We start from the raw sequence: 26,595 nt of genomic DNA on the forward strand, positions 1-26,595 counted from the left end.
TTCGCTTCCGTCTTCCCATCCTGTTCATCACCTCGACCCGGTCCCGTCGCATGGCGGGCCGGATCGTTTCCATCATTCCGAAGAGGTGCCGTTTGGCAGAAATAGCCCTGTCGGCCGAAGCCTTCCGCGAGCGCGTGTTCGACTGGTTCGACGCGCACGGCCGCAAGTCGTTGCCGTGGCAGTACGACAAGACGCCCTACCGGGTCTGGGTCTCGGAGATCATGCTCCAGCAGACCCAGGTCGCCACCGTCATTCCCTACTTCGAGCGCTTCATGGCGCGCTTCCCGGATGTCCACGCACTGGCGCGAGCGCCCCAGGATGAGGTGCTGCACCTGTGGACCGGGCTGGGCTACTACGCCCGCGCCCGCAATCTGCACAAGGCCGCCAAGGTCGTCGTCGATGAGTACGACGGCGAATTCCCGACCCACGATCTCGAGGCGATGACCGCCTTGCCGGGGATTGGCCGCTCGACCGCTGGCGCGATCGTCAGCATCAGCACCGGCCGGCGTGCCGCGATTCTGGACGGCAACGTCAAGCGCGTGCTGGCCCGGCTGCATGCGGTGGAAGGCTGGCCCGGCAAGAACGACGTTCTCGCCCGGCTATGGGAGCTGGCGGAGCGCTACACGCCCTCGGAGCAGTTGCCGGACTACACTCAGGCAATGATGGATCTGGGGGCCATGATCTGCACGCGTGGCAAGCCGAGCTGCCTGCTGTGCCCGTTCGAGGATGTCTGCGTGGCGCATGCCCGGGGCGAGGAGCGCCTCTATCCCGGTTCCAAGCCCAGGCGCGAATTGCCGACGCGGCAGACACAGATGTTACTGTTGCAGGACGAGGCTGGCCGGGTGCTGCTGGAGCAGCGCCCGCCCAGCGGTCTGTGGGGCGGCCTGTGGGGCTTCCCCCAGTTCGATGGCGACAGCGAACTGCACGAGTGGCTGGAGCGGCACTGTCGAGGCGTTCATCTGGAAAGCGCCTGGCAGCCGTTCACCCACACTTTTACCCACTTCCGACTGGAGATCACGCCGCGACCGGCGCGGCTTCCGCACCGGAACGCCGCCACGGCGGTGGCCGAATCGAATCGGCAGTGGGTCGATCCCGCCGAGCCCGCCAGCATTGGCCTGGCGGCACCGGTCAAGGCGCTGCTGGCGACACTGGCCCAGACGCACGCACTCAACGCATGACAGGAGGTTTTCATGGCGCAGACCGTATTCTGCCGCAAGTATCAGCAGGAACTCGAAGCTCTGGCTTTCCCGCCGCTGCCCGGCGCCAAGGGCCAGGAGATCCAGCAGACCGTCTCCAAACGCGCCTGGGAGGAGTGGCAGGCGCTGCAGACTCGGCTGATCAACGAGAAGCACCTCAACATGCTGGAGCCGCAAGCTCGGGAGTATCTGATGACGCAGATGAACCGGTTTTTCGACAATCAGGAAACCGATCACGCCGAAGGATACGTGCCGCCCAGCCAGTGAATTCCGGGCGGTGAAAAAAGAACTCATCTTTTTGAAATAAAAGGGTTGACCCCAAAACGGCTTGCTGGTTAAATGCGTCCCCGTTGGCGAGGGCCAGATAGCTCAGTTGGTAGAGCAGGGGATTGAAAATCCCCGTGTCGGCGGTTCGATTCCGTCTCTGGCCACCATCAATGCTGGGGTATCGCCAAGTGGTAAGGCACCGGTTTTTGGTATCGGCATGCGCAGGTTCGAATCCTGCTACCCCAGCCATCGCTAACGTCTCTATGCTCGCCGACATAGCTCAGTTGGTAGAGCAACTGACTTGTAATCAGTAGGTCCCGGGTTCGACTCCTGGTGTCGGCACCAGAGCTTAGAGATTGATTCATAAGGCTTTTTAAGCCTTACAAGAGACCGCCCTTCAAGGCGGTTTTTTTGTGCCTGCCAGTTTTGTCAGAAAGTTCTGTCAGCTCTGCCTGGCATGCCTATTCCTGTCGTTCCTACCTTGCCGCTCCAGCCGCGACATTCGACCGTGGCGCCCCCGTGAACTCGATGGCTGCTGGCTGCGTGACGGCCGGCTCTGCCTCGCACCTTGGCTATTGTTAACCTACTTTATCCAGGGAGCTAAATGAGGACGCTTATTCAGTTTGCGTTCAGGTGAGCCGCCTACCCTTTGATAAAGGGCTGGTTATCAGCGAAGGACTGGAACCCGCGGTCATTGTCTTTGGCCCAGGTTCGTTTGAATCAGCGACGCGAGGGATCCGCATGGAGCTGTTCGCTCTTCTCGTCATTCTGATCGTGGTACTTGGCGCCGGGCTGCTGGTGCAGTGGCTGCCCATGCGTCATCAGCCTCGGCCCAGCTGGTCCCAGCGCGTGCCGTTTCTGGGCGGGGGGACGCCCGACAGCCACGCCTGGAGCCGCTACCACGTTCGCTACTACGCCATGACGCTGCTGTTGATCGCCTTCGAGATGGAGATGATGTTCATGTACCCGTGGGCGGTCGTGTTCGTCGAGACGGGCATGAAGGCCATGATGGAGATGGGCATGTTTCTCGCCATCCTGTCGGTGGGCATCGTCTATGCCTGGCGTGAGGGGGTGTTCAAGTGGCAGTGAGCTGGCTGCACAAACTCGCCGCGCGTGGCCGCGTTCCCGTGTTTCCCGTGTTGGGCAAGCAGGGGGATGGTGTGCTGCGGCACCTCGCGTTATCGCCGCAAATCGAACTGGTCGACTCGCCGCGCCACGCCAGTGTGTTGCTGGTGGCGGGGGAGGTTCCGGCCGACCGTTTCGAGCCCCTGCGCCGGGTGCGCGACCAATTGCCATACCCTTTCACGACGCTGTGGTTTCGCAGCGAACCCTGGCCTCATCTGGAACGCGTGGCCCGTATCGACGATCTCGACGACCTGCCCGGCGCACTGGTCACGGCGCATCGCGAACTGATGGAAGGCCGCCGCGGCAGTGCCCATCGTCTCCTGCCGGATAAGCCGCCCAACCCCTGGGAAGGCAAGGGCGATTTCGGCCAGGGCGGTGAAGGCATGATGGGCGGGGTGCCCTACGGGCGGCCCATGGCCATGAACATGGAGGACGACATTCGCGACGGGTTGACGCTGGATTCACTGACTTTCCGGTTGGGGCCGTTCTTCTTCGCATTTCCGCCCGGCATGGCGGCTGAGATCACCCTGCAGGGGGATCTCGTGCAGACATGGCAAACGCAGTTGGCGCCGTATCCACAACCTCTCGACGAGGTTTTTTTCGACGCTCGCGAGCGCCCCGTCCCCATTGCGGAGGTCGAGCTTGCCCGGGTCCGCCATCACCTTCACCGGCTGTTTCATGCATTGCATCTGGCGGGCCTGGAGGGCGTGAGCCTGAGGGCCTTGCGCCTGGCGCATGAGTTGTCGACGTCGAGCACCCTCGACGGGTTGCGGCGCGCACTATCACGTAGCGGCTTCTTTCGTCTGACGGCGGGCGGCGGCGTGCTCGGCTCCGAGCAGGCACGCATGATCGGCGGGCCCGCCGCCCGAGCCGCCGGACTGGATGATGATCTGCGTGCGGAGGATGCCGGCTATCGACGACTGGGATTCTCCCCCGTCTGTCAGACCGCGGGCGATACCCATGCTCGCTGGCGGCAGCTTCTGGACGAAATCGACCAATCTCTTCATCTGGCCCGTCTGGCCGAACGCGACAGGGTACACACGGAGCAGACAGGCAGCATCGAGACACCGCGTGGCCCCTGGTCGGCGCGGCGGCCGGCGGATGCGAGCACGCTCTTCGACGAGCTGTTACCCGGGCTGGAGTGGGGCGGTGCCCTGGCGACGGTCGCCAGTCTGGATGTCGCGGGGTTGGCCGATCAACCTGTCGGCACACGGCCATCCGGCGAGTCCCGGGCGGTACGGGGAGGTACCGGGAACGATGTTTAGCGAGCTGTTTCTGCCGGTTCTCATGGAGATCTTCATGCTGGTTGTCGGCGGTTATGCCGTTGCCGTGCTCGATCGCCTGGTTGCCAGCGTGCTTGGCACTCCTCAGGCCGGAGGTATCTGGCTGGCGCCGATGGCGCGCGGAGCCTGGTTGCTGACCCAGCATGCCAATGCCACCGAAGCGCCGGATTGGCGAGCCTGGCGGCTGGCACCGGCCCTGTATCTGGCATTGGCGGCGGGCGGGCTGGCGGTGGTGCCATGGTCGGCATCGCTGGTCGCCACGGATCTGGTCACCAGCGTGGTGCTGTGGGGCAGCGTGGAAGCGCTGGCGACCGTCGTCATCTTCTTGCATGGCTGGTCGGCGAATTCGTTACTGGCCTTGATCGGCGGGTACCGGTACGTGGCGCTGGGGCTCTCCTACATCCTGATCAGCATGTTCGTGCTGATCGGCGTGGCATTGCCGGCCGAATCGCTGCAGTTCACCCAGGTGGTGGCTTCGCAGGAAGGCCTGTGGAATGTCATCCGCCAGCCGCTGGGCCTGCCGCTGTTTCTCATCGTCGGCCTGGGCATGACCTTCTGGGGGCCACTGAACCTGGCCGATTCGACGGATCTTGCCGGCGGCACGGCCTCGGAGATCTCGGGGCCGCCACGGCTGGTCTGGGACATGGCCCGGGCGGCCATGCTGGTCGCGTTCAGCGGCGTGGCGGCGACTGCCTTCCTGGGGGGCTGGCTGGGCCCCTGGCTGCCCGGCCCGTTATGGATGTCCCTCAAGATGCTGGCGGTACTGAGCGTGCTGCTGTTGCTCGGGCGGCTACTGCCGCGACTGGCGCCGGAGCGCTGCGTCACCTTGATGTGGGTCGTGTTGCTGCCGCTGTCGTTCATCGATCTGGTATGGGCCGGCGCTGTGGCGTTATGGGAATGAACGGAGCGTTATTGTGATGGAGAGCATGAATCACGGCCTCGGTGTCGATATCGCGTTTCTGCTGCTGGCCACGCTGGCGGTGGTTACCGGATGGCGCGTGTTTCGCACCGATTCGATGGTACGGGCCTCCTTCTTTCTGCTGGTGTCGTTCATCGCCGTGGGCGTGATCATGATCCTGTTGGCGGCGGAATACCTGGGCGTTGCCATGTTCTTCATGATGGCCGTGGAAATGACGGTCATGGCGCTGTTCATGGTCATGTTCATGATGAACCCGGCCGGCCTGAATCCCATGAACATGGTCCATCAGGAACGTATCGCCATCGGGGCCGGCGTCGCCGGTTTTCTGATACTGGGCGCCATGGCCCTGTTGGCGATCTTTCCCGATCAGCCGGTGCCGGCAGGCCTCGAACCCGTCAGATCACTGGGCAACGAAATGCTCGGTGATTCGATGCTGATTTTCGAATCGGCGGGTCTCGTGCTGCTGACCACCATGATCGGCGTGGTGGTGCTGTCGAGCCATCGCGGGCGCTATGGCGCGGCGGCGGAGGGCTCGATGCCGCCGGGGCTGGAACCGGGCGGCGACCCGGCAGGCAAGCCCGAGGAGGACGAAGAGGGCGAAGGTGGGCATCACCATCATCACCATTGAGCAGGACAGACAGGCAGGGAGGCTTGCATGACACTCACCACACTTTTGCTATTGGCAGCGGCACTGATCGGTATCGGGATCTATGGCGCGCTTTCCCAGCAGTCGTTCGTGATGCTGATGATGGGTCTGGAGCTGATCCTCAACGGTGTCATGCTGGCGGCGGTGGCTTTCTGGGCCTTCAGCGGGGCCGGAGCACCGGAAGGCCAACTGCTGACGATCATCGTCATGGCGGTGATGGCCATCGAGATGGCGATGGGGTTCGCCCTGGTGGTCGCGGTCTTCCGCGGTAAACAGGCCGACATGACCGAATCGCTGACCGGGCTGAAGCACTGATGCTGTGGTTCGTTCCTCTCTTGCCGCTGCTGGCCGCCCTCGTCATCCATGGGGTCGGCAAGCGCTGGCCGAGCGACGACAGGGGCCGTGCCGTGCTGACCCTGGCGGGGGTGGCGATCACGGTCGCTACCTTGCTGCTCGTGAGCATCGCGGTCACGGCGGACTGGGGCGGCACCTATCGCTGGAGCTCCCGAATCGTTCTGTCACTCGGGATGACGTCCACCAGCGCCGTGTTCGCCATCGTCGTGCCACTGATCGCCGCGCCGATCATCGTCTACAGCGCCTACCATGAGGCATCGACGATCAGTGGCAGAGAGACGGTGCGCCCCCCCGTCGGACTGGTGGCGCTGCTGACGGCGTTCGTCGGCGCGATGGAACTGCTCGTCCTGGCCGAGGATTTCGTCACCCTGCTGATCGCCTGGGAACTGGTCGGGGCATGCTCGTGGGCGCTCATCGCCCATGAATGGCAGAAGGCCGGCAACCTGCGGGATGCCGCCTGGGCGTTCCTGGTCACTCGCTTCGGGGATCTGGGGCTGTACATCGCCGCGGCGGCAGCGTTCGCCGGCACGGGCTCGTTTGCCTTTGCAGACCTGGCCCAACTCGATGGGTGGCGGCTGGACGTGTTCGTTGCCGGCGTCGTGCTGGCCGCCGCCGCGAAATCCGCCCAGGTGCCGTTCTCTCCCTGGCTGTTTGCCGCCATGTCCGGGCCGACACCGGTGTCGGCATTGCTCCATGCGGCGACCATGGTCGCGGCGGGGATCTACCTGGTGGTCCGGCTGCATGCGGAACTCTCCGCCGTCGCCTGGTTTGCGCCGGTCGCCATCACGCTGGGGCTGACCACTGCCCTGGCAGGGGGACTGGTGGCCTGTCTTCAGGGCCATGCCAAGAAGCTGCTGGCCGCCTCGACATCGGCCCAGTATGGCCTGATGTGGCTGGCGGCAGGGGCGGGCTTTCCCGGCGTCGCCCTGGTGCACTTCGTCACGCATGCATTCACCAAAGCGGCGCTGTTCCTGGCCGCCGGCATCGCCGAACGCCATGTCGACAGCTATTCGCTGACTGCGATGCGCCTGGGTCGCCTGCTTCCTGGCGTCGCGGCAGCCGCCATGGTAGCCAGCCTGGCGCTGGCAGGCGTCGTTCCGCTAAGTGCAGCGTGGAGCAAGGAGAAGATCGTCGCGGCCGCCGGCCATCAGGTGTCCTGGCTGGCCGTGATCGCCGCCGTGGCGGGAGGCCTCAGTGCGCTGTACGGCACGCGCTTTCAACTGCTGGCGTTCGGGCGGGGGCGGCATGACCGCATGAGCGAGGCTGCCTCCCGGCCCGGACACTCCCGGGCGGAGGCCGTCGCGTTCTACCTGCTGGCGGCAGGCACATTGGCGCTGTCGCTACTCTGGTGGCCCGGCGTCGGGAATAGCCTCGCTGATTTGCTGGCTGTGCACTTTCCCAAGACCAGGCCGTGGGAACTGATCGTATCGCTATTGCTGGTGGCGCTGGGCGTGGGCCTGGGCATTTTGGCGGTGCGTCGTGAGGTGTCGAGCCAGCAGAGCGAAACGCGTACCGCCATGGCGGACTGGTTTGGCCTGCCAGCGTTGTCAGCACGTGGCGCGAATGCCGTGATGATGTTCAGCCATGGCCTGGCACGCTTCGACGATCGCGCCGTGGATGCCGGAATCCGTGGCAGTGCCCGCTTTGGTGCGTGGCTGGCCAGGCTGGGAGAGCGGCGTGGCGAAGGCGCGTTCGATGGCGCCACGATCCAGCTCGCGAAGGGCGTCGACTGGGCGGGGCAAGTGGTACGCCGGGCGCATACCGGGCAGATGCATCACTACTACACCGGTATCGCGGCAGGACTCGCCGCGATCCTGATCATCCTGAGCATAGGAGCGCTCCTTTGATTTTGACTGCAGCCCTGGGGCTTCCCATGCTGGGTGCCCTCGCACTCGCCGTTTCAAGCCGCTGGACCGAGACCACGGCTCGCCGGTGTGCCATTGTGGTTTCGGTATTGCCGGTGCTGTTGCTGGCCTGGGCGTGGCGACAGTTCGATCCGCAAGGTGCGCTGTTCCAGTTCGTCGAGGAGGTGCCCTGGGTGCCCAGCCTGGGCATGGGCTACAGGCTGGGCGTGGACGGCATTGCCCTGGCTGTTGCGACGATGAGCGCCCTGGTCTTCTCGGCCAGCATCGCCTACCCCGTGGACACGAAGCATCAGCCTCGCCAGTACTACGCCTGGATGCTCTTTCTGCAGTCCGTGTCACTGGGTGTCTTCCTGGCGCTGGACCTGCTGCTCTTCTATGTCTTTTTCGACCTGAGTCTGGTGGGGATGTTCTTCCTGATCGGCCGCTGGGGGCATGGTCAGGCGCAGCCCGCCGCGTTCAAGTTCTTTCTATACACCTTCTGCGGCTCGCTGTTGCTGCTGCTGGCGATCATCGGGCTTTATCTGTCGGTCGAACCGCATACCTTCGACATGCGCGTGCTCATCGAGCAGCAACCGCTGGCGGGCGCGGGCATGACTGCGGGCCTGGTGTTCCTCGCCCTCATGCTCGGCTTCGCCATCAAGACACCGGTGGTGCCCGTTCATACCTGGCTGCCCCAGGCGCATGTCGATGCCCCGGGGCCGGTCTCGGCGATTCTCGCCGGGGTGCTGCTCAAGATGGGCACCTACGGAATCATCCGCATTCCGTTCGCCATGATGGCGGAGACGTTCTCTCGCTATGCCCTGGTCATTGCGCTGTTTGCGGTCGTATCAATTCTCTACGGGGCCTTCGTGGCGCTCGGCCAGCGCAACCTGAAGCGGCGCATTGCCTACACGTCGGTCAATCACATGGGCTATACGGTGCTGGGTATCGCGGTGGCCGGTGCCCTGATTCAGGACGCCGGGTATGCCCGCGAACTGGCCCTGGTGGGGGCCACGGTGGAAATGGTGGCGCACGGCCTGATTACCGGGGCGCTGTTCCTCATATGTGGCTCGTTCTGGCAGCGTACCGAGGAATATGACCTGGACAGCTACGGTGGCCTGTTTCGTCAGGCCCCATGGCTGACCGCCTTCGCCGTGCTCGCGTCCTTTGCCAGCCTGGGCCTGCCCGGCCTGGCCGGTTTCGTGGCGGAGTTCCATATCTTTGCCGGCACCTTCGGCGTCTATCCATGGCTCGCCGTCATTGGCGTGCTGGGCATCCTGGTGACAGCGGTGCTGTTTCTGCAGATGCTGCAGAAGGTGTTCTTCGGGGCGATGCCGGAGCGCTGGGCGCAGTTCGAGGATCTGCGTCCCGTCGAGTGGGGCGTGCTCGCGGTGCTGTCGGCAGGCTTCATGATCATCGGCGTGGCACCGGCGTTTCTGCTGACCCTGGTCGAGGCATCGGCGACGCTGCTGGTGGGGGGCCGCTGATGCCTATCGGTGACGTACTGCCGGAAATCAGCCTGACGCTGGGTGCCGTGGCGATCGTCCTGTTCGCCAGCTTCCTCCGTCAGCGGCAGCATCACTGGGCAGCCGTGCTGGCCCTGCTCGCGATCGGTCTCGGTGCGGGGCTGACCGTCGCGCAATGGGGCGGGGCGCCGCGGCTGACGTTTTCCGGTGTCTGGGCCCTGGATGGCGTGGCGCTCGCCAGCAAGCTGGTCGTGCTGGTCGCCGGTGCGCTGGTCGTCGCGATGTCGCCGGAATGGATGCGGACCGATCGCCGCCATGGCGAGTACTACGCACTGGTGCTGTTCGCGCTGCTGGGCGTCATCATGATGGCCTCGGCCAGCGATACCATGGAGTTGGTGCTGGGCGTGCTGCTGTCCTCGGTGGCGAGTTACCCGCTGGCCGCCTATCACCGTGGCTGGGCGCCCGCGCTGGAGGCCGGGATGAAGTATTTCCTGATCGGCGCTTTGACCAATGCGTTGCTGACGATCGGGGTGGTGGTGCTGTTCGGCCTGACCGGCAGTACCGGGTATCCGGACATCGCCCAGGCGCTTGCCACGGACAGCGACCGCTTGGCACTGACCATCGCCACGGCCTGCGTGGTGCTGGGGCTGACCTTCAAGCTGGCGGCGTTTCCGGCTCACGCCTGGATGCCGGACGTGGCGCAGGGCTCACCGGTACCGGCGGCAGCCTTCCTGACCGTCATCCCCAAGGTTGGCGCCGCGGTAGCGCTGGCCCGCTTCGTTTCCCTGCTGCCGCCGGATGTCGCCTGGCGGGCGATCGTGGCATCGATCTCCGTCGCCACCATGACGCTGGGCAACGTGGCGGCGCTGCGACAGGCGGACGTGCGCCGCCTGCTGGGCTGGTCATCGGTTTCCCAGTCTGGGTATGCCCTGATGGCCATCGTGGTGCTGGGTGTCAGCGATCAGGCCCTGCCGGCACTGGTGTTCTTCCTGGCGACCTATGCCACGGCCAACCTGGCTGCCTTCGCCGTGGTCACGCACCTGCGGGGGCGTACCGTGCTGGACGATTACCGGGGGCTGGCCCGACACGCACCGATCGCGGCCACGATACTGATCGTGTCGCTGTTGTCCCTGGTGGGTATCCCGCCGCTGGTGGGTTTCTTCGGCAAGCTGATGCTGTTTCGCGTCACGATCGAGGGCGGTTACGCCTGGCTGGCGCTCGTGGCGGTGATCAACACCGTCGTCTCGCTGTTCTACTACCTGCGCATCGTCGCGCCGATGATGTTCGGCAGCGCCCGATCTACCGTGCATGTGCTTTCAGGTCCCTGGGCAAGCTTCACAATGATCGTGGCTGGTCTACTGTTAATCGTCGGGGGGCTTGGTGCAGAAGCACTCATGGTGTTTACGGACTCGATACGCTTTGCACGGTAAGTCCCGGCAGGCCAAGCCTGCCGATCGAGTTTCATGGAGTCAGACTCAGGAGGGAATCATTCATGGCATCCGTTCATGATTTGGTCATCGACAGACCCGATAGCCTTCACGCCAAGGAGTGGCTGCGCGCGTACCAGCGGGTTCGTGCCGCGACCGAGGCCATCTGTGCGCCTCTGCACAAGGAAGACTACATGGTGCAGAGCATGCCGGATGTCAGCCCGCCGAAATGGCACATCGCCCATGTCAGCTGGTTTTTCGAAGCCTTCATCCTGAAACCGTTCCTGCCCGCCTACCAGACCCTCGACCCCGCGTACGATCATCTCTTCAATTCCTATTACGTGACCCACGGCACGCCGTTCCCCCGGCCCGAACGCGGCATGATCTCGCGGCCGACCGTGGACGATGTCTATCGCTATCGCGCGCACATCGACCGGGCCATGGAAGCGCTGCTCAGCGATCCACCTCAGGAACATCTCCAGGAGATTCTCCGACGTCTCGAGCTGGGCCTGCCGCACGAGCAGCAGCATCAGGAGCTGCTGCTGATGGATATCAAGCACATCCTGGCCCAGAACCCGTTGTGCCCGGCCTACCGGGACGACCTGGCGCCGACGCCCGCGCATGACGTCGCTGCGCTCGGCTGGCATGCCTACCCGGCCGGTATTCGCTACATCGGCCACGACGACACCGTGGGAGGCTTTGCCTATGACAACGAGATGGGGCGCCACCGCCAGTTCGTCGAGGCTTTCCAGATCGCCGACCGTCCGGTGACCAACGGCGAGTTCCTCGCGTTCATGCAGGCGGGGGGATACGACAAGCCCGAGCACTGGCTGTCGGACGGCTGGGCCACGGTCAAGGCCGAAGACTGGCAGGCGCCGCTCTACTGGGTCGAACGCGACGGTGTCTGGCATCACTACACCCTGGGCGGCCTGGTACCGGTCGACATGAACGCGCCGGTGTGCCATGTCAGCTTCTTCGAGGCCGATGCCTATGCGCAGTGGGCCGGCGCCCGCCTGCCCACCGAGGCCGAGTGGGAGACGGTGGCCCATGATGCCGTCATTCAGGACGACTTCGGGCAGGGGAACTTAGTCGGGCAGGGGAACTTAGTCGAGCAGGGGAACTTCGTCGAGCAGGACCATCTGCAGCCGGTCGCCGCCGGGACCACCGGCGCGCCGAGCCAGATGTTCGGCGATGTCTGGGAGTGGACCGGCAGCGCCTATCGCCCCTATCCGGGGTTTCGCAAGTTGCCGGGCAGCCTGGGGGAATACAACGGCAAGTTCATGTCCGGCCAGATGGTGTTGCGAGGCGGCTGCTGTGCGACGCCGGCCGATCATATCCGCGCCACCTATCGCAACTTCTTCCCGCCTCATGCCCGCTGGGCATTTTCCGGTTTCCGTCTTGCCAAGGGAGCCTCTGAGTAACGCCGTATTACCCAGCGGAATAATCAATCAGAGATTCCAAGGAGAGCTGATCATGACCCTGGCCGTACGATTCCATGACATGCATACGACCCCTGCCAAGACGTCGCTTCGCGACGAGATCTTGACGGGATTCAGCGCCGAGCAGAAGTTTGCCTCGCCAAAGTTCTTCTACGATCAGCGGGGTTCCGAGCTGTTCGACCGGATCTGCCAACAGCCGGAGTACTACCCGACACGAACCGAAGAACGGATCCTGGCCAACGCCGCCGAGGACATCGCGGACATCGCCGGGGATGAGGCGACGTTGATCGAGCTCGGCAGCGGGGCAAGTCGCAAGGTACGGCTGCTGCTGGAAGCCATGCGACCGTCGAGCTATCTCGGCATCGATATCTCCCGGGACTTCCTGCTCGAAAGCACGCGCCGTCTGGCTGCCGACTATCCATGGCTCGAGGTGCACGCCGCCTGTGCCGACTTCTCCTGCAACATGGCCTTGCCGGAGGGGCTGTGCTGCGAACGGCCGGTCGGCTTCTTCCCGGGGTCGAGCATCGGCAACTTCGACCCGCAGGCCGCCGAAGATTTCCTGCGCGGCTTGCATTCCCTGCTGCCCGTCGGCAGCGGGTTGCTGATCGGTGTCGACCTGATCAAGGACAAGACGACACTCGAAGCCGCCTACAACGATGCAGCAGGCGTGACGGCAGCGTTCAACCTGAACTTGCTGGATCGCCTACGCGAGGAGCTGAACACCGAAATCGACGCCGGGCATTTTGCCCACCGGGCCTTCTTCAACGAGGCGCAATCCCGCATCGAGATGCACCTGGTCAGCCAGTTACCCCAGGTCGTCGCGATCGAAGGCGAACGCTTCCATTTTCTGAAGGGCGAGACGATCCATACCGAAAACTCCTACAAGTACACGGTCGAAGGCTTTCAGGCCCTGACGGAGCGCGCCGGATTCAAGGCGCGCGCCTGCTGGACCGACGACGAGGACCTGTTTAGCGTCCACTATCTGGAGCGCTGCTGAAGTAGTACTGCTGGCGAGACAGGGCAGCCCGAGGACGCATGAGATGTCGTCTGAGTTACAATGAGTAACAAAATCCTACGGATACTTAGGCCAGATCATTATCCCTAATCATAGTTTGGCTATATCCTGTCGTCTTCCATTGGATGGATGCTCGCCAGGAATTCAGACAGGAATGTCCTGATGCCAAGGATTCACGGATTTGCGAGGCCGTGATAGCCAAGCACCTATGGTAGTGCTTACTGAGGGTCCGGCGCTTGCGCTTGGGCCCTCTTTCATTTTTCGTTGCTCTTCCGTTTCGCCGCTCGCCTTCATTCCGCGCACTCCTGCATGATTCCACCATGCTTCTGATCTTCGTTGGCGGCTCGGCAGCCAGTGCTGTCTGGCGGCCATGGATAACAGGTGCCACGGTTATATCCCGATGGCATAAAGAGAATTTTGCGTCGATTTTTATATCTCTAAAAGATATAACTTTAGAACCAATATGGCGTTACTCTAGGGGCATGTCTTCCCAAGGAGTCGCCATGAACACTTTCGCTCTCTCCCAAGGTGACAGGGGTAAAGGCCGACCCGATGTTGCCGGCTTCTTCGATCCTCGCACTTTCAGCATTCAGTACATCGTCAGCGACCCCGCCACGCGTCGTTGCGCGATCATCGATCCGGTGCTCGACTTCGACGAGAAGTCCGGCGCCACCGCGACCCATCAGGCCGACGAGTTGCTGGCGTATGTCGAGCGGGAAGGGCTCGTGGTCGAGTGGATTCTGGATACCCACCCGCACGCGGATCACTTCTCCGCCGCGCGCTATCTGCACGAGAAAACCGGTGCGCCTACCGCCATCGGCCGGCCGGTAACCCAGGTGCAAACGCTGTGGAAGGCGATCTACAACTGGCCGGACCTGAAGGATGACGGCAGCCAGTGGGATTATCTGTTCGACGACGAGGATACCTTCACGCTGGGCGAGATCGATTGCCGCGTGATGCACTCGCCGGGTCATACGCTGGCCTCGATCACCTACGTGATCGGCGATGCCGCCTTCGTTCACGACACCCTGTTCCAGCCCGATTTCGGCACTGCCCGCGCCGACTTTCCCGGCGGGAGCGCGCATCAGCTGTGGCACTCGATCCAGGCGATCCTGGCGCTGCCCGACGAGACGCGCCTGTTCACCGGTCACGACTACATGCCCGACGGCCGCGAGCCGCAGTGGGAAAGCACCGTGCGCGAGCAGCGCGAGCACAACAAGCACCGGCTCGGCGACAGCAGCGAGGCCGAGTACGTCGAGCTGCGCAACCGCCGCGATAGCGAATTGCCGATGCCGAAGCTGATCCTGCACGCGTTGCAGGTCAACATCCTCGGCGGGCGGCTTCCCGAGCCGGAGAGCAACGGCAAGCGCTATCTGAAGATTCCGCTCAATGCGCTGGAAGGCGCCGCGTGGGAGTGAGATGAATCTCAAAGCATGGCACGACGCGGATAACGAGGCTGGCCTGTCATGCATCAGTCGCGTCTTTATGAGCACCTTCGATACCGGTGCGCGCTGCATGGCCGCGGTCGTTGCCGAGCCATCCCGGTATCGACGTGCCGCCTCCGGGTCTTCGACGACAGCCGGTTGAGACAACCGTGGTGGCGACAATGCCAAGAGGACATGAGATGGAAACGATGGGTTGGTTGCAAGGGGCATTGGGCGGCGTCCTGATCGGTCTTTCCGCCACTCTCCTGATGGGGCTGCTGGGACGCATCGCCGGGATCAGCGGCATCCTCTCCGGGCTGATTTTCGATCGCGGCGGGGACAGACCCTGGCGTCTGGCCTTTCTGCTCGGGCTGGTGTCGGGGCCGGCCCTGTTGATGCTGACGGAAAGCGATCTGGGCAATACGGCTGCCGGCGCCGGTGTGGTCGGCCTGCCGGTGGCCGGACCACTGCTGATGCTGGCGGGAGGACTGCTGGTCGGGCTGGGCACGGGGCTTGGCAGTGGTTGCACCAGCGGGCACGGGGTCTGCGGGCTGGCGCGGCTTTCGCCACGCTCGATGGCCGCGACGCTCGTCTTCGTGCTGGTCGCCATGCTGACGGTGTTCGTCTCGCGGCACATGCTGGGGGGCTCGGTATGAAAGCGCTGGCAGGGTATCTGGCCGGACTGCTGTTCGGGCTTGGTTTGGCAATCAGCGGCATGACCGATCCGGCACGGGTCATCGGCTTCCTCGACGTGGCCGGCGCCTGGGACCCGACCCTGATCTTCGTGCTGGGCGGTGCCGTCATCACCACGTTCACCGGTTATCGATTGGCCTGGCGGCGGCAGGCGCCGGTGCTGGACGCGCGCTTCCAGCTACCCACGCGCCGCGATCTCGACGGCCGGCTGCTGGGCGGTGCGGCGCTGTTCGGCATCGGCTGGGGGCTGACCGGTTACTGCCCGGGGCCGGCGGTCGCCTCGCTGCCGGGGCTGAGCTGGCCGCTGGCGCTGTTTCTGGTCGCCATGGTGGCGGGGTGGTGGCTGGCCCGTCGGTTCTCGCCCGCTCACTGAGGGGGCGAACTCATCCTGACATCATCAGCCTGCCAGTAGACCTAGTGTTGTATTGTGCGAGCAAAAATACTGCCAAGGATTTATCCAATTTAAATAGCGGGGATGTTTTTTATTAGTCCCTTTTCGGCAGGCCAATCCCATTTATCCAAACCTTTGTGTTGTAGTATCAAAAGGATATAAGAATACGGTAGTTATATATTGCGAGAACTTGTCCGAGGCCCTGGAAGTCGCTACACCTTTGGATGGACTGTTAAGCAGTTTCGATACCTATTGCCAATAAATGGGCGTTGGTAAAAGCGCCAAAGGAGACGAGATGGACTTCGGAAAGTATCAATCCTGCATCGAGAGTTGCCATGTCTGTGCGGCTTACTGCGATGCCTGCTCTGTTGCCTGCCTGAAAGAAGACGACGTGAAAATGATGGCGGAATGTATCCGTCTGGACAGGCAGTGTGCGCAGATCTGCCGTTTGGCGGCCTCCTTCATGGCGCAGGGTAGCGAATATGCCAGCCAGATCTGCAGACTCTGTGCGGATATCTGCAAGGCGTGTGGCGACGAGTGCGCCAAGCATGATGCCGAGCATTGCCAGGAGTGTGCCAAGGCTTGTCACCGCTGCGCCGAAGCGTGTGAAGCCATGGCGTAACCAGCAGGAAGCAAGGCGAAAAGTACCTCCCTGTGAACGACCCGATATCCACCCGGATATCGGGTCGTTTCATGAGCGCCCGTTGCCGCACTTGACCCACGTTAATCCGTTATTCCGAAGGCACGTGGCGAGTCATTCGGCGCCATCTACGCTCAAGGAGATTTGTCGCGTACGAGTCCACTCATTCGTTCATTCATGCAGGATGCCTGCGTGTATGACTCGTACTGTTTCGACACCCGACTCTGAAAATATCAGGAGGCATGATGAAAGCCGTCGTCTTTCACGCTATCGGTGATATTCGCGTCGATGACGTTCCCGAGCCGCAACTTCAGGAACCGACCGATGCCATCATCCGGCTGACCACCTCTGCACTGTGCGGCACCGACCTGCACTTCGTTCGCGGCTCCTTCACGCCGATGCAGGCTGGCACCATTCTCGGACACGAAGGCGTCGGTATCGTCGAGCAGCTCGGCGACGACGTGCGCAATCTCGCTATCGGCGACCGGGTCGTCGTCTCCTCGACCATCGGCTGCGGCAATTGCTCCTACTGCCGCGCCGGTTACTACGCCCAATGCGACGTTGCCAACCCCAACGGCAAGCAGGCCGGCACCTCGTTCTTCGGCGGGCCGGCGCCGACCGGACCCTTCAACGGCCTGCAGGCCGAGAAGGCGCGCATTCCGTTCGCCACTACCGTGCTGACCAAGCTGCCCGACGAAGTCAGCGACGAACAGGCGATCGTGATATCGGACATTCTGCCGACCGCCTACTTCGGCGCCGATCTCGCCGAGATCAAGGATGGCGACAGTGTTGCGGTATTCGGCTGCGGCCCGGTGGGGCTGTGCGCCATCGTCAGCGCCAAGCTGTTCGGTGCCGGCCGGGTCTTCGCCATCGACTCCAAGCCGGATCGTCTCGACAAGGCACGCAAGCTGGGTGCAGAGTGCATCAACTTCGATCGGGAGGATCCGGTCGAGACGCTGCAGCGCCTGACTGGCGGAATCGGTCCGGATCGTGCCATCGATGCGGTGGGGATCGATGCCGAGCACGCCCACGATGCCCACGCCGGCGACAAGAGCGACATCGAGACCGAGGAGCAGGAATCGCGTACCAACGCCCCGGAAACGAATCCCGACGGCGACAACTGGCACCCCGGCGATGCTCCAAGCCAGGCGCTGCAGTGGGCGGTTCGAAGTCTGGCCAAGGCCGGCACGCTGTCGATCATCGGCGTCTACCCGCCGGATTTCCGCCAGTTCCCGATCGGCATGGCGATGAACCGCAACCTGACGCTGAAGATGGGCAACTGCAACCACAGCAAGTACATCCCCAAGCTGGTCGACATGACCCGGACGGGGCTGATCGACCCGGCGGAGATCCTCAGCCAGGCCACGCCGATCTCCGACGTGCTCGAAGCCTACGAGGCATTCGATCGTCGCGAGGAAGGCTGGATCAAAGTCGAGCTCGAGCCGCAGGCGAATTGACGCTCACCGGCAGGTGCCGTTCGCGGACGGTTGTCATTCGATCTGGGCGCGCCCATAGGGAGGAAGCATGCAGGAGCATCGGTTCGAGGTCGCGGTCATCGGTGCCGGCAGCGCGGGGCTGGCAGCTTGGCAGGCAGCCAGCAACCACACCGATAGCGTGGCGCTGATCGAAGGCGGAACCCCCGGCACGACCTGCGCCCGAGTCGGTTGCATGCCCAGCAAGCTGCTGATTGCGGCAGCCAGCGCGGCGCATCAGGCTCGTCATGCCGCGCCGTTTGGCGTTCGGCTCGACGGCGAGGTGCGCGTGGATGGTGAAGCGGTGATGACGCGCGTGCGCCAGGAGCGGGATCGGTTCGTGGGCCACGTGCTGGAGTCGATGGCTTCCATTCCCGATTCTTGCCGTTATCAGGGCATGGCCCGTTTCGAAGATGCGCATACGCTGCTCATCGGTGACGACATTCGGCTCACGGCCGGAAGAATCGTCATCGCCACCGGATCGCGGCCGGTCATTCCCGAGCCGTTCGAGATCGCGGGAGATCGGCTGGTGACTAGCGATACCGTGTTCGAATGGCGGACGCTGCCCGAATCGGTGGCAGTGTTCGGCCCGGGGACCACCGGGCTGGAGCTGGCCCAGGCGCTAGCGAGACTCGGCGTGCGAGTACGGCTGTTCGGCCAGCACGGCAGTCTGGGCGTGCTGACCGATGACAAGGTGATCGCTCAGTGCGAGCGCTTGTTCAACGAGGAGTTCTATCTCGATACGCGCGGCGATGCGGAAATCGTCGAGCGCCACGGCGATCAGGTGAGGGTGCGCTTTACCGATCGCCGCTCCAGCGAATCCATGACCGAATCTTTCGATCACGCGCTGATCGCGACGGGGCGCCAGCCCAATGTCGATAGGCTCGAGCTGCCTCGCGCCGGGCTGGCGCTGGACGAGCGGGGCATGCCGGAAGTCGATCGCCATACGCTGCGCTGTCGCAACGGGAACGGGGAGTTCGGCCATATCTACATGGCTGGCGATGTGGACAACGATACGCCGGTCCTGCACGAGGCGACCGACGAAGGCAATATCGCCGGCGACAACGCCGGCCGCGGGAAAGGCGTCTACGCCGCGCCGCGCCGTTCCCCGCTGAGCATCGCCTTCTGCGAACCGCAGATGGCCCGCGTCGGACCCGGGCATGCCGCGCTGGCGGAGCAGTATGGCGACAGGTTGAGCGTCAGCGAATTTTCCTACGAGAACCAGGGCCGGGCTCGCATCATGGCGGCCAACCGGGGCTATCTGCGTCTCTACGGCGAATACGGCAGTGGCCGCTTTCTCGGCGCCGAGCTCTGTGCGCCCGCGGGCGAACATCTGGCGCATCTGCTCGCCTGGGCGCATCAGCAGGCGCTATCCGTACCGGAAATGCTGGGGATGCCGTTTTATCACCCGACGCTGGAAGAAGGGCTTCAGACCGCGTTGCGCGAGCTGAGCGCCCGGCTGCTGCTGAAACCGGCGATGGAGAATCAATGCATGGAGTGCGGCCCCGGCGCCTAGATAGAAAGAGCCGGGAGAGCGTCGCCGGGCGGTTCAGTAGCGCGGCCGCCGGGTTCGGTGCTAAGGTCTTGCCGTGGGAGATGGCATTCCTCCCGAGCGGCCTTCTCGTTCGCTCGAACCACCGTCTATCGGTTAATGATGCCTGCGGGCGCTTCGGTCGAGGCGTGTCGGCAGGTGTCTGTCTTTCCTTCCTCGCTGGCGCGGCTCCTCGATCGGATCATTGATGAAACCTTGATGTATCGAGGACGCTAGGTATGTGGTTGTCCGTATTGTCGATCGGGGCCGGCGCCGCGATCGGTGCGAATCTGCGATGGCTGTTGGGTGTCTGGCTCAACGCCCTGTTTCCGGCGATTCCGCCCGGGACGCTGGTGGCGAACCTGCTGGGGGCGTGGCTGATCGGTATCGGCGTCGCGTTCTTCGCGCATCTTCCCTCCCTGTCGCCGGAACTCCGCCTGTTCGTGATCACCGGCTTCCTGGGCGCGCTGACCACGTTCTCCACCTTCTCGGCCGAGATGTTCGGCAATATCCAGGCGGAGCGTTACGGCATGGCGTTGATGGGGATCGGCATTCACGTGTTGGGGTCGCTCGCCATGACCGGGCTGGGCTTTCTGACCTTCAGCGTCATTCAGAACGTACTGGGAGGATCGCAGCAATGAATCGTCTGAAAAGCGGCTACGAGGTGATATTCATCGTGCCCGAGTCTCGTCGTCACGAGGGGAAGCGGGTCTACGACTGGGTCACCGAGACGGCGAAAAGCCTGGATATCAACCGGATGACCAGGCGCAGCGATGTCGAGGGAACCGGGGAGGACGGCAAGCTGCACTCTGCCCATTTCTTCGATCTGGCGGATCAGCCCGTCGAGCTGATGTACGCGATGGACGAGGAAAAGGCGGAACGCTTCGTCGCCGCCGTCGAGGAGACCGGCGCCCCGGTCTTCTGTATCTGCCGGCCCGTCTACTTCGGCCAGTTGAACGATAAGTCGAACGACAGCAACGGCTGAATCCGATGCAGCGAGTGGCTCCCGAAGGAGCCACTACCGTTCGGCATCCCTCCGGCGGCTTTGCCGTATTCTGACATGTCCTATATTCTGGACATATGGAAACTACCGCTATCATTGCCAGTTTTGCCGCCTTGTCCCAGCAGACGCGCCTCGAGGCATTTCGGCTGCTCGTCCGCCATGAGCCCGAGGGGCTTCCGGCTGGCGAGATCGCGCGTCAGCTCTCGGTGCCCCACAACACGATGTCGGCCCATCTCTCGGTGCTGGCGCGGGCCGGTTGGGTCGTCTCGCGACGCCAGAGCCGTTCGATCATCTATCGCGCCGATCTCTCGCACATGAAGGAGACGATCCAGTTCCTGGTGCGCGACTGCTGTGCCGGGCGTCCGGAGGTCTGCGAGCCGCTGATGGACGCGCTGGGGCAATGCCACCCCGAAAGCAAGGAGACATGAGATCGTCATGAAGCCGTTGATCTACCACAACCCCGACTGCGGCACGTCCCGCAACACGCTGGCGATGATCGAGGCCTCCGGCGAGACGCCGGACGTGATCGAATACCTGAAGACGCCGCCCACCCGCGAGCGGCTGGTCGAACTGATCTCGATGATGGGCATCACGCCGCGAGAACTGCTGCGCCGCAAGGGAACGCCGTTCGAGGAGCTTGGCCTCGACGATCCGGCCCTGAGCGATGACCGGTTGATCGACGCGATGATGGTGCACCCGATCCTGATCAATCGCCCGATCGTGGTCACCGACAAGGGCGCCCGGCTGTGCCGGCCTTCGGAGCGCGTGCTGGGGCTGCTGGCCAACCCGGTCGCCACGTTCACCAAGGAAGACGGCGACGTCGTGCGTGCCGAGGGAGCGGGCAAATGATCGGCAGAGAAAGGAGTGGCGGCGAGGTGGACGAGTCCGTTGATTTCGACGACCTGCCCAATATCGATCCGGCGAAATTGCAGCCGATCGATATCGAGGCGCTGGTCGGTAGCGATGCGCCGCGTCATCCGCCAAAGATTCTGGTGCTCTACGGTTCGCTGCGCGAGCGCTCCTTCTCGCGGCTGGCCTCCGAGGAGGCCGGCCGGCTGCTGCGCTGGTACGGCTGCGAGGTGCGAACCTTCAATCCTTCGGGCCTGCCGCTGCCGGACGATGCCGAGGCGGAGCATCCCAAGGTGCAGGAACTGCGCGAACTCGCCGAATGGTCCGACGGCATGCTGTGGGTCAGCCCGGAGCGCCACGGTGCCATGACCGGCATCATGAAGGCGCAGATCGACTGGATTCCGCTGTCGCTGGGCGGCGTTCGCCCCACCCAGGGCAAGACGCTGGCGGTGATGGAAGTCTCCGGCGGCAGCCAGAGCTTCAACGCCGTCAACCAGCTGCGGATCCTGGGGCGCTGGATGCGGATGATCACCATCCCCAACCAGTCCTCCGTGCCCAAGGCGTTCAACGAGTTCGACGAGGCCGGCCGCATGAAGCCGTCGCCGCTCTACATGCGCATCGTCGATGTCTGCGAGGAGCTCGTGAAGTTCACCTGGCTGACGCGGGGCCGCTCGGCCTATCTCACCGATCGCTATTCCGAGCGGGTCGAGAGTGCCGAAGAGCTCTCTCGCCGCGTCAATCAAAGCACTCACTGAACTCAAGGTCATTCGATGCTGGCACTGGCTATTTTCGTCGTCACCCTGATCCTGGTGATCTGGCAGCCCAAGGGGCTGGGCATCGGCTGGAGCGCGCTCGGCGGCGCGCTGGTGGCGCTGCTCGCAGGCGTGGTGCAGCTGTCCGACGTCGGCGTGGTATGGGATATCGTCTGGGACGCGACGTTCACCTTCGTCGCGCTGATCGTCATCTCGCTGATCCTCGACGAGGCCGGATTCTTCGCCTGGGCGGCGCTGCACGTGGCGCGCTGGGGCAACGGCCGGGGGCATCTGCTGTTTCCGCTGGTCGTGGTGCTCGGCGCGGTCATCGCGGCGTTCTTCGCCAACGACGGCGCGGCACTGCTGCTGACGCCGATCGTGATCGCGATCCTGCTGCGGCTGGACTTCTCGCCGCCGGCGGCGCTGGCGTTCATCATCGCCACCGGCTTCGTCGCCGACACCACCAGCCTGCCGCTGGTGATCTCCAACCTGGTCAATATCGTCAGCGCCAACTACTTCGATATCGGCTTCGACCGCTACGCGGCGGTCATGGTGCCGGTCAATCTGGTGTCGCTGGCGGCGACGCTGGCCGTGCTCTGGATCGCCTTCGGCCGGCGGATTCCCAAGCGCTATTCGGTCGAGGAGCTAGACGCGCCGCGCTCGGCGATCAAGGATCCGCTGATCTTCCGGGCCGCTTTTCCGCTGCTGGCGGTGCTGCTCGTCGCCTATTTCGTCACCGCGCCGCTGGGCATTCCCATCGCCTTCGTGACCGGCGCGGCGGCGATTCTGCTGATGGCGATCGCCGGTCGCTGGTGGCAGGGCGGCAAGGGGGCCGCCGTCTCGGTGACTGCGGCGCTCAAGGGCGCGCCGTGGCAGATCGTGCTGTTCTCGATCGGTATGTACCTGGTGGTCTACGGGCTGGGCAACGCCGGCCTGACCGATTACGGCGCCCGGGCGCTGCAGTGGCTGGCCGGGCAGGGCGACTTCGTCGCTACCATCGGCACCGGGTTCCTCTCCGCCATCGTCGCATCAATCATGAACAATCTGCCGTCGACGCTGGTGGGGGCGCTGGCGATCGATCAGGCGCAGGTGCCGGCGGTCACCCAGGAACTGATGGTCTACGCCAACGTGATCGGCAACGACCTGGGGCCGAAGTTCACCCCCATCGGCAGCCTGGCGACGCTGTTGTGGCTGCACGTGCTGGCCGGCAAGGGCTACAGGATCGGCTGGGGGCAATACATGAAGGTCGGCCTGCTGATCACTCCGCCTGTGTTGCTGGCGACCCTGGTGGCGCTGGCGCTGTGGCTGCCTGCCCTGCCGGCGGCCTGAGCTCGGCAATCCCACGAGCGCCAGCAGCCCACGAGCGCCGGCAGCCGTACGAGAACCGACAACCGGTCGAGAGGCACTGCATGAACATTCTGGTATTTCTGGGCTCGACGAGACAGAGCCAGCCACCGAAACCGCCGCGCCTGGGAAGCCGGGTGGCGGCGGCGCTGGTTGCACACTTCCGGGAATCGTATCCGGACGACGAGATCGAGCTGATCGATCCGCTGGATTACGACCTCGGCGAGGTGTTCAAGCCGCACTTCGCCTACGCTTCCGGCCGGGCGCCCGAGCCGCTGGACGCGCTGGCCGACAGGATCCGCGAGGCCGGCGCCTACGTGATGGTGAGCCCCGAATACAATCACAGCCTCAGCCCGGCGCTGGCGCACCTGCTCAACCACTTCGGCAGTTCACGCTACGCTTACAAGCCGAGCCTGATCGTGACCTACTCGGCGGGGCAGTGGGGCGGCGTCCGTGCCGCCGTGGGCATGCGTACCTTCCTTTCCGAGCTGGGCTGCCTGCCGGTGTCGGCGATGGTCCACGTGCCGCACGCGGCGGAAGTGCTGGATGACGAAGGGCGGTATCGCGACGACGAGGGCGCCGAGCGCTGGCGGACCTACCTGCAGCGCGGCTCCACCCAACTGCGCTGGTGGGCCGAGGCCGCTCGCAGGCAGTGCGAGGAGGCCGATCCGCACACGCTGATCGGCGATTTCACCCGCGAGCCCCGGCAGCGCGACGCGCCCGGCTGAGTCGACGAAATCCCGACAGACTCGACAGCGCGCCCCAGCGGGAGCGGTCATGATTCCCGCCTTGCGTTGCCGTTCAGTGAATCGGCTCGGCGTCGTCCGACTCGGTCGACTCCGCGGGCAGGCCCAGGGCGATGACGGCGCTCGCCAGTACCAGGCCGGCAGAAACCCAGAGACAGGCCTGGAGTCCGTACGCCTGATACAGCCAGCCGGAGAGCACCGTGCCGATCAGTCGGCCCATGGCATTGGCCATGTAGTAGAAGCCCACGTCCATCGACACGCCTTCGGCGCGTGCGAAGCGCACGATCAGATAGCTGTGCCAGCTGGAGTTGATGGCGAACACCACGCCGAACAGCAGCAGTCCGGCCACCAGCCAGAAGATGTCGGCCTCGAGCGGCAGCAATGCCAGCAGGGCAGGCAGCGAGGCCAGTGCGAGCGCCCAGCCGGCGGTGATACCCCTGGCACCCCCTTGCACGAGCCGGGTGATCTTCGGCGCCTGTGTCTGCACGCCGCCATAGCCGACCACCCAACCGGCGAGCATGGCGCCGACGGCCCAGTAGCCCCAGCCATGCTGATCGTAGAGATACACCGGCAGCGCCACCACGAACCAGACGTCACGGGACGCGAACAGGCACAGCCTGGCCGCGGAAAGCACGTTCACCGCCCGGGAGGTGGAAAAGACCTCGCGAAACCTGGGTTTGGATTTCGTCCTGCCCAGGTCGGCGCGCAGCCGCCACAGCGAGAGCAGCAACACCCCGGCCAGCATCGCCAGCATCAGCGCGATGGCGCCCTGGAAACCGATCAGCGTCAGTAGCAGGCCGCCCAGGAAGAAGCCGATGCCCTTGAGGGCGTTCTTCGAGCCGGTCAGCAGCGCTATCCAGCGGTAAAGGGCGCTTTGCGCCGACTGGCTGTTGCTGGGCACCAGCACTTTGACCGCGCTCTTGGCGCTCATCTTGTTGAGATCCTTGGCGATCCCGGAGAGCGCCTGGGCGGCCATCACCCACACCACGGTCAACATCGACGAGGGCACCAGCAGCATGCCCAGGGCGACGATCTGCAGGCCGAGGCCCACGTTCATCGTCCGGTTGAGCCCGAGCCTGGCACCGAGCCAGCCGCCGACGAAATTGGTCGCGACGCCGAAGGCCTCGTAGAAGAGAAACAGCATCGCCACGTCGAGCGGCGAGTAGCCGAGCTGGTGGAAATGCAGCACCACCAGCATGCGCAGTGCGCCGTCGGTCAACGTGAACGCCCAGTAGTTGCCGGTCACCAGCAGATACTGGCGGACTTCGAAGGGTAGCGATCTCAGCCGCTCGACAGATGACATGATCGACCTCGTCTACGCTCGCCCGACCTTGAGCGCCAGCTCGACGGTGCGGTTGGTGTAGCCCCACTCGTTGTCGTACCAGGCGTAGATCTTCACCTGGCTGCCGTCGACCACCAGGGTCGAAAGCGCATCGACGATGGCGCTGCGCGGGTCCGTGCGGTAGTCCACCGACACCAGCGGGCGGGTCTCGAAGCCCAGAATGCCTGCCAGTGCGCCCGTCGAGGCGTCTCTCAGCGCATCGTTCACTGCTTCGGCCGTGGTCTCGCGTTCCACCTCGAACACCATGTCGGTGAGCGAAGCATTGGCCAGCGGCACGCGAACGGCATGGCCGTTGAGCTTGCCCGTCAGCTCGGGAAAGATCTCGGTGATCGCCTTGGCGGACCCGGTCGTGGTGGGGATCAGGCTCATGCCGCTGGCCCGGGCGCGACGCAGGTCCTTGTGCGGGCTGTCGAGAATCGACTGGGTGTTGGTGATGTCGTGGATCGTGGTCATCGAGCCGTGGTGAATGCCGAACGTCTCGTGAATCACCTTGACCACTGGCGCCATGCAGTTGGTGGTGCAGCTCGCGGCGGTAACGATGCGATGCTGGCCGGGGTCGTATTGATGGTCGTTGACGCCCATGACCACGTTGAGCACGCCCTCTGCCTTGACCGGCGCCGTGACCACGACCCGTCCGACGCCTTGGTCGAGATAGGCCTTCAGCTTGTCGGGGCTCTTCATGACGCCGGATGCCTCGATCACGACGTCGCACTGCGACCAGTCGCTGTCCGCGAGTTCGCGATGGCTGCTGAACGGGATCTCGACGCCATCCACCGTGATCGACCGCTCGCCGGCCGCGATGCCGCTGCCCGGGGACCAGTGTCCATGCACGGAGTCGAACTCGAGCAGGTGGGCGAAGGTTTCCGCCGTTCCCGCCGGGTCGTTGATCCGCACGATCTCCAGCGTCTCCACCGCGCGGCGATCCCACAGGCTGCGCAGGGCGAGGCGCCCGATTCTACCGAGGCCGTTGATCCCGATTCGAAGAGACATGGCAACTCCTTTGGCAAGGTTCGGTTGAGCGTGTTCGATTGGCCGTATGCCACTAACCGTATTTCATTAACCGTATTTCATTAACAGTGTTCGGTCTGGCGCGCGGGGCGGTTGCCCATCGCCGCCAGCCGGTCGCGGGCTTCGTCCATCAGCGAGGAGGCGCCCGCGGTCGCTTCGTCGAGGGTCGCGAGTACCCAGCTCGGCAGACCCGGCATCAAACGATAGTGGACCCACTGCCCGTGGCGCCGATCCTGCAGCAGATCGCACGATCGCAACTGCGCGAGATGACGCGAGACCTTGGGCTGGGACTCCTGCAGCGCATAGGTCATTTCGCAGACGCAGAGCTCACCCTCGGTGTGGATGAGCAGCGTCAGGGCGAGACGCGTTTCGTCGCCGAGGCATTTGAAGAGCTGAACGGGAGAGAGTGCGGACACGAT

Annotated in this window: 28 protein-coding genes, 3 tRNA genes and 1 riboswitch; of the genes, 28 read left to right on the top strand and 3 right to left on the bottom strand. The window is 64.1% G+C overall.

The annotated features are described in order from the left end of the window. The first annotated feature begins 92 nt into the window (after positions 1–92). The 28 genes from mutY to DOM32_RS09445 all read left to right on the top strand — a co-directional run bounded on the left by mutY (position 93) and on the right by DOM32_RS09445 (position 23,808). Positions 93–1,178 carry an A/G-specific adenine glycosylase gene (gene mutY / locus DOM32_RS09310; RefSeq protein WP_110633697.1) on the top strand — a complete coding sequence of 362 codons (1,086 nt, stop codon included), beginning with the start codon at positions 93–95 and terminating at the stop codon, positions 1,176–1,178. 12 nt (positions 1,179–1,190) lie between these two features. Beyond that, positions 1,191–1,463 (top strand): oxidative damage protection protein, encoded by a 273-nt coding sequence (locus DOM32_RS09315; RefSeq protein WP_071231535.1) that lies wholly within the window; start codon positions 1,191–1,193, stop codon positions 1,461–1,463. Positions 1,464–1,554: 91 nt separating this feature from the next. Then, positions 1,555–1,630 (top strand) — tRNA-Phe (locus DOM32_RS09320). 7 nt (positions 1,631–1,637) lie between these two features. Continuing rightward, positions 1,638–1,712: transfer RNA gene (locus tag DOM32_RS09325), tRNA-Gln, on the top strand. A 20-nt stretch (positions 1,713–1,732) separates the two neighbouring features. Continuing rightward, a tRNA-Thr gene (locus tag DOM32_RS09330) sits at positions 1,733–1,808 on the top strand. 396 nt (positions 1,809–2,204) lie between these two features. After that, positions 2,205–2,552, top strand: a complete 348-nt coding sequence (locus DOM32_RS09335) for an NADH-quinone oxidoreductase subunit A (RefSeq protein WP_110633700.1) — start codon at positions 2,205–2,207, stop codon at positions 2,550–2,552. Continuing rightward, entirely contained in the window at positions 2,543–3,853 is a 1,311-nt protein-coding gene (locus DOM32_RS09340) for an NADH-quinone oxidoreductase subunit D-related protein (RefSeq protein WP_157957060.1), read from the top strand. Before DOM32_RS09335 ends, DOM32_RS09340 begins: the two co-directional genes overlap by 10 nt. Beyond that, on the top strand, positions 3,846–4,772 hold the full coding sequence (locus DOM32_RS09345; protein ID WP_110633706.1) for an NADH-quinone oxidoreductase subunit H: 927 nt from the start codon (positions 3,846–3,848) through the stop codon (positions 4,770–4,772). The genes DOM32_RS09340 and DOM32_RS09345 overlap by 8 nt, the downstream gene beginning before the upstream one ends. Positions 4,773–4,797: 25 nt before the next feature. Further along, on the top strand, positions 4,798–5,418 hold the full coding sequence (locus DOM32_RS09350; protein WP_110633823.1) for an NADH-quinone oxidoreductase subunit J: 621 nt from the start codon (positions 4,798–4,800) through the stop codon (positions 5,416–5,418). A gap of 27 nt (positions 5,419–5,445) precedes the next feature. After that, on the top strand, positions 5,446–5,751 hold the full coding sequence (gene nuoK / locus DOM32_RS09355; RefSeq protein WP_035413666.1) for an NADH-quinone oxidoreductase subunit NuoK: 306 nt from the start codon (positions 5,446–5,448) through the stop codon (positions 5,749–5,751). After that, complete coding sequence (locus DOM32_RS09360; protein ID WP_110633709.1) at positions 5,751–7,637, top strand: NADH-quinone oxidoreductase subunit 5 family protein; 1,887 nt, start codon at positions 5,751–5,753, stop codon at positions 7,635–7,637. The genes nuoK and DOM32_RS09360 overlap by 1 nt, the downstream gene beginning before the upstream one ends. After that, positions 7,634–9,121 (top strand): complex I subunit 4 family protein, encoded by a 1,488-nt coding sequence (locus DOM32_RS09365; RefSeq protein WP_110633712.1) that lies wholly within the window; start codon positions 7,634–7,636, stop codon positions 9,119–9,121. Before DOM32_RS09360 ends, DOM32_RS09365 begins: the two co-directional genes overlap by 4 nt. Continuing rightward, on the top strand, positions 9,121–10,530 hold the full coding sequence (locus DOM32_RS09370) for an NADH-quinone oxidoreductase subunit N (RefSeq protein ID WP_110633715.1): 1,410 nt from the start codon (positions 9,121–9,123) through the stop codon (positions 10,528–10,530). The genes DOM32_RS09365 and DOM32_RS09370 overlap by 1 nt, the downstream gene beginning before the upstream one ends. Before the next feature lie 62 nt (positions 10,531–10,592). Further along, positions 10,593–11,948, top strand: coding sequence for an ergothioneine biosynthesis protein EgtB (gene egtB / locus DOM32_RS09375; RefSeq protein WP_110633718.1), 1,356 nt, complete (start codon positions 10,593–10,595; stop codon positions 11,946–11,948). A 52-nt stretch (positions 11,949–12,000) separates the two neighbouring features. Next, on the top strand, positions 12,001–12,963 hold the full coding sequence (gene egtD / locus DOM32_RS09380; RefSeq protein ID WP_110633721.1) for an L-histidine N(alpha)-methyltransferase: 963 nt from the start codon (positions 12,001–12,003) through the stop codon (positions 12,961–12,963). Between the two features lie 521 nt (positions 12,964–13,484). Continuing rightward, positions 13,485–14,399, top strand: coding sequence for an MBL fold metallo-hydrolase (locus DOM32_RS09385; RefSeq protein WP_110633724.1), 915 nt, complete (start codon positions 13,485–13,487; stop codon positions 14,397–14,399). 206 nt (positions 14,400–14,605) lie between these two features. After that, positions 14,606–15,061, top strand: a complete 456-nt coding sequence (locus DOM32_RS09390) for a YeeE/YedE family protein (RefSeq protein ID WP_110633727.1) — start codon at positions 14,606–14,608, stop codon at positions 15,059–15,061. Further along, a complete protein-coding gene (locus DOM32_RS09395) occupies positions 15,058–15,471 on the top strand; it encodes a DUF6691 family protein (protein ID WP_110633730.1) in 414 nt (137 codons plus the stop codon). The genes DOM32_RS09390 and DOM32_RS09395 overlap by 4 nt, the downstream gene beginning before the upstream one ends. 313 nt (positions 15,472–15,784) lie before the next feature. Further along, positions 15,785–16,111, top strand: coding sequence for a four-helix bundle copper-binding protein (locus DOM32_RS09400; protein ID WP_071231969.1), 327 nt, complete (start codon positions 15,785–15,787; stop codon positions 16,109–16,111). A 263-nt stretch (positions 16,112–16,374) separates the two neighbouring features. Next, positions 16,375–17,586 (top strand): zinc-dependent alcohol dehydrogenase, encoded by a 1,212-nt coding sequence (locus tag DOM32_RS09405; protein WP_110633733.1) that lies wholly within the window; start codon positions 16,375–16,377, stop codon positions 17,584–17,586. A 67-nt stretch (positions 17,587–17,653) separates the two neighbouring features. Next, positions 17,654–19,117 carry a dihydrolipoyl dehydrogenase gene (locus DOM32_RS09410; RefSeq protein ID WP_110633736.1) on the top strand — a complete coding sequence of 488 codons (1,464 nt, stop codon included), beginning with the start codon at positions 17,654–17,656 and terminating at the stop codon, positions 19,115–19,117. A gap of 67 nt (positions 19,118–19,184) precedes the next feature. Then, a riboswitch (Fluoride riboswitch) is annotated at positions 19,185–19,269 on the top strand. Positions 19,270–19,371: 102 nt separating this feature from the next. Continuing rightward, complete coding sequence (gene crcB / locus DOM32_RS09415; protein ID WP_110633739.1) at positions 19,372–19,773, top strand: fluoride efflux transporter CrcB; 402 nt, start codon at positions 19,372–19,374, stop codon at positions 19,771–19,773. Then, positions 19,770–20,117, top strand: a complete 348-nt coding sequence (locus DOM32_RS09420) for a DUF190 domain-containing protein (protein ID WP_110633742.1) — start codon at positions 19,770–19,772, stop codon at positions 20,115–20,117. Before crcB ends, DOM32_RS09420 begins: the two co-directional genes overlap by 4 nt. A gap of 95 nt (positions 20,118–20,212) precedes the next feature. Next, entirely contained in the window at positions 20,213–20,563 is a 351-nt protein-coding gene (locus DOM32_RS09425) for an ArsR/SmtB family transcription factor (RefSeq protein ID WP_110633745.1), read from the top strand. Between the two features lie 7 nt (positions 20,564–20,570). Then, a complete protein-coding gene (gene arsC, locus DOM32_RS09430) occupies positions 20,571–20,984 on the top strand; it encodes an arsenate reductase (glutaredoxin) (RefSeq protein WP_110633748.1) in 414 nt (137 codons plus the stop codon). Beyond that, positions 20,981–21,739 (top strand): arsenical resistance protein ArsH, encoded by a 759-nt coding sequence (gene arsH, locus DOM32_RS09435; protein WP_110633751.1) that lies wholly within the window; start codon positions 20,981–20,983, stop codon positions 21,737–21,739. The genes arsC and arsH overlap by 4 nt, the downstream gene beginning before the upstream one ends. Before the next feature lie 15 nt (positions 21,740–21,754). Continuing rightward, positions 21,755–23,065, top strand: coding sequence for an arsenic transporter (locus DOM32_RS09440; protein WP_110633754.1), 1,311 nt, complete (start codon positions 21,755–21,757; stop codon positions 23,063–23,065). An 80-nt stretch (positions 23,066–23,145) separates the two neighbouring features. Next, on the top strand, positions 23,146–23,808 hold the full coding sequence (locus DOM32_RS09445) for an NADPH-dependent FMN reductase (RefSeq protein ID WP_110633757.1): 663 nt from the start codon (positions 23,146–23,148) through the stop codon (positions 23,806–23,808). Positions 23,809–23,881: 73 nt separating this feature from the next. On the opposite strand, the gene arsJ is transcribed toward DOM32_RS09445, so the two are convergent. The 3 genes from arsJ to DOM32_RS09460 all read right to left on the bottom strand — a co-directional run bounded on the left by arsJ (position 23,882) and on the right by DOM32_RS09460 (position 26,592). Continuing rightward, a complete protein-coding gene (gene arsJ / locus DOM32_RS09450) occupies positions 23,882–25,129 on the bottom strand; it encodes an organoarsenical effux MFS transporter ArsJ (protein ID WP_110633760.1) in 1,248 nt (415 codons plus the stop codon). A gap of 12 nt (positions 25,130–25,141) precedes the next feature. Beyond that, on the bottom strand, positions 25,142–26,158 hold the full coding sequence (locus DOM32_RS09455) for an ArsJ-associated glyceraldehyde-3-phosphate dehydrogenase (RefSeq protein ID WP_110633763.1): 1,017 nt from the start codon (positions 26,156–26,158) through the stop codon (positions 25,142–25,144). 80 nt (positions 26,159–26,238) lie between these two features. Then, a complete protein-coding gene (locus DOM32_RS09460; RefSeq protein WP_110633765.1) occupies positions 26,239–26,592 on the bottom strand; it encodes a metalloregulator ArsR/SmtB family transcription factor in 354 nt (117 codons plus the stop codon). Between the last annotated feature and the right edge of the window lie 3 nt (positions 26,593–26,595).

The sequence above is a fragment of the Salinicola salarius genome (assembly GCF_003206135.1).
Lineage (GTDB): Bacteria > Pseudomonadota > Gammaproteobacteria > Pseudomonadales > Halomonadaceae > Salinicola > Salinicola salarius.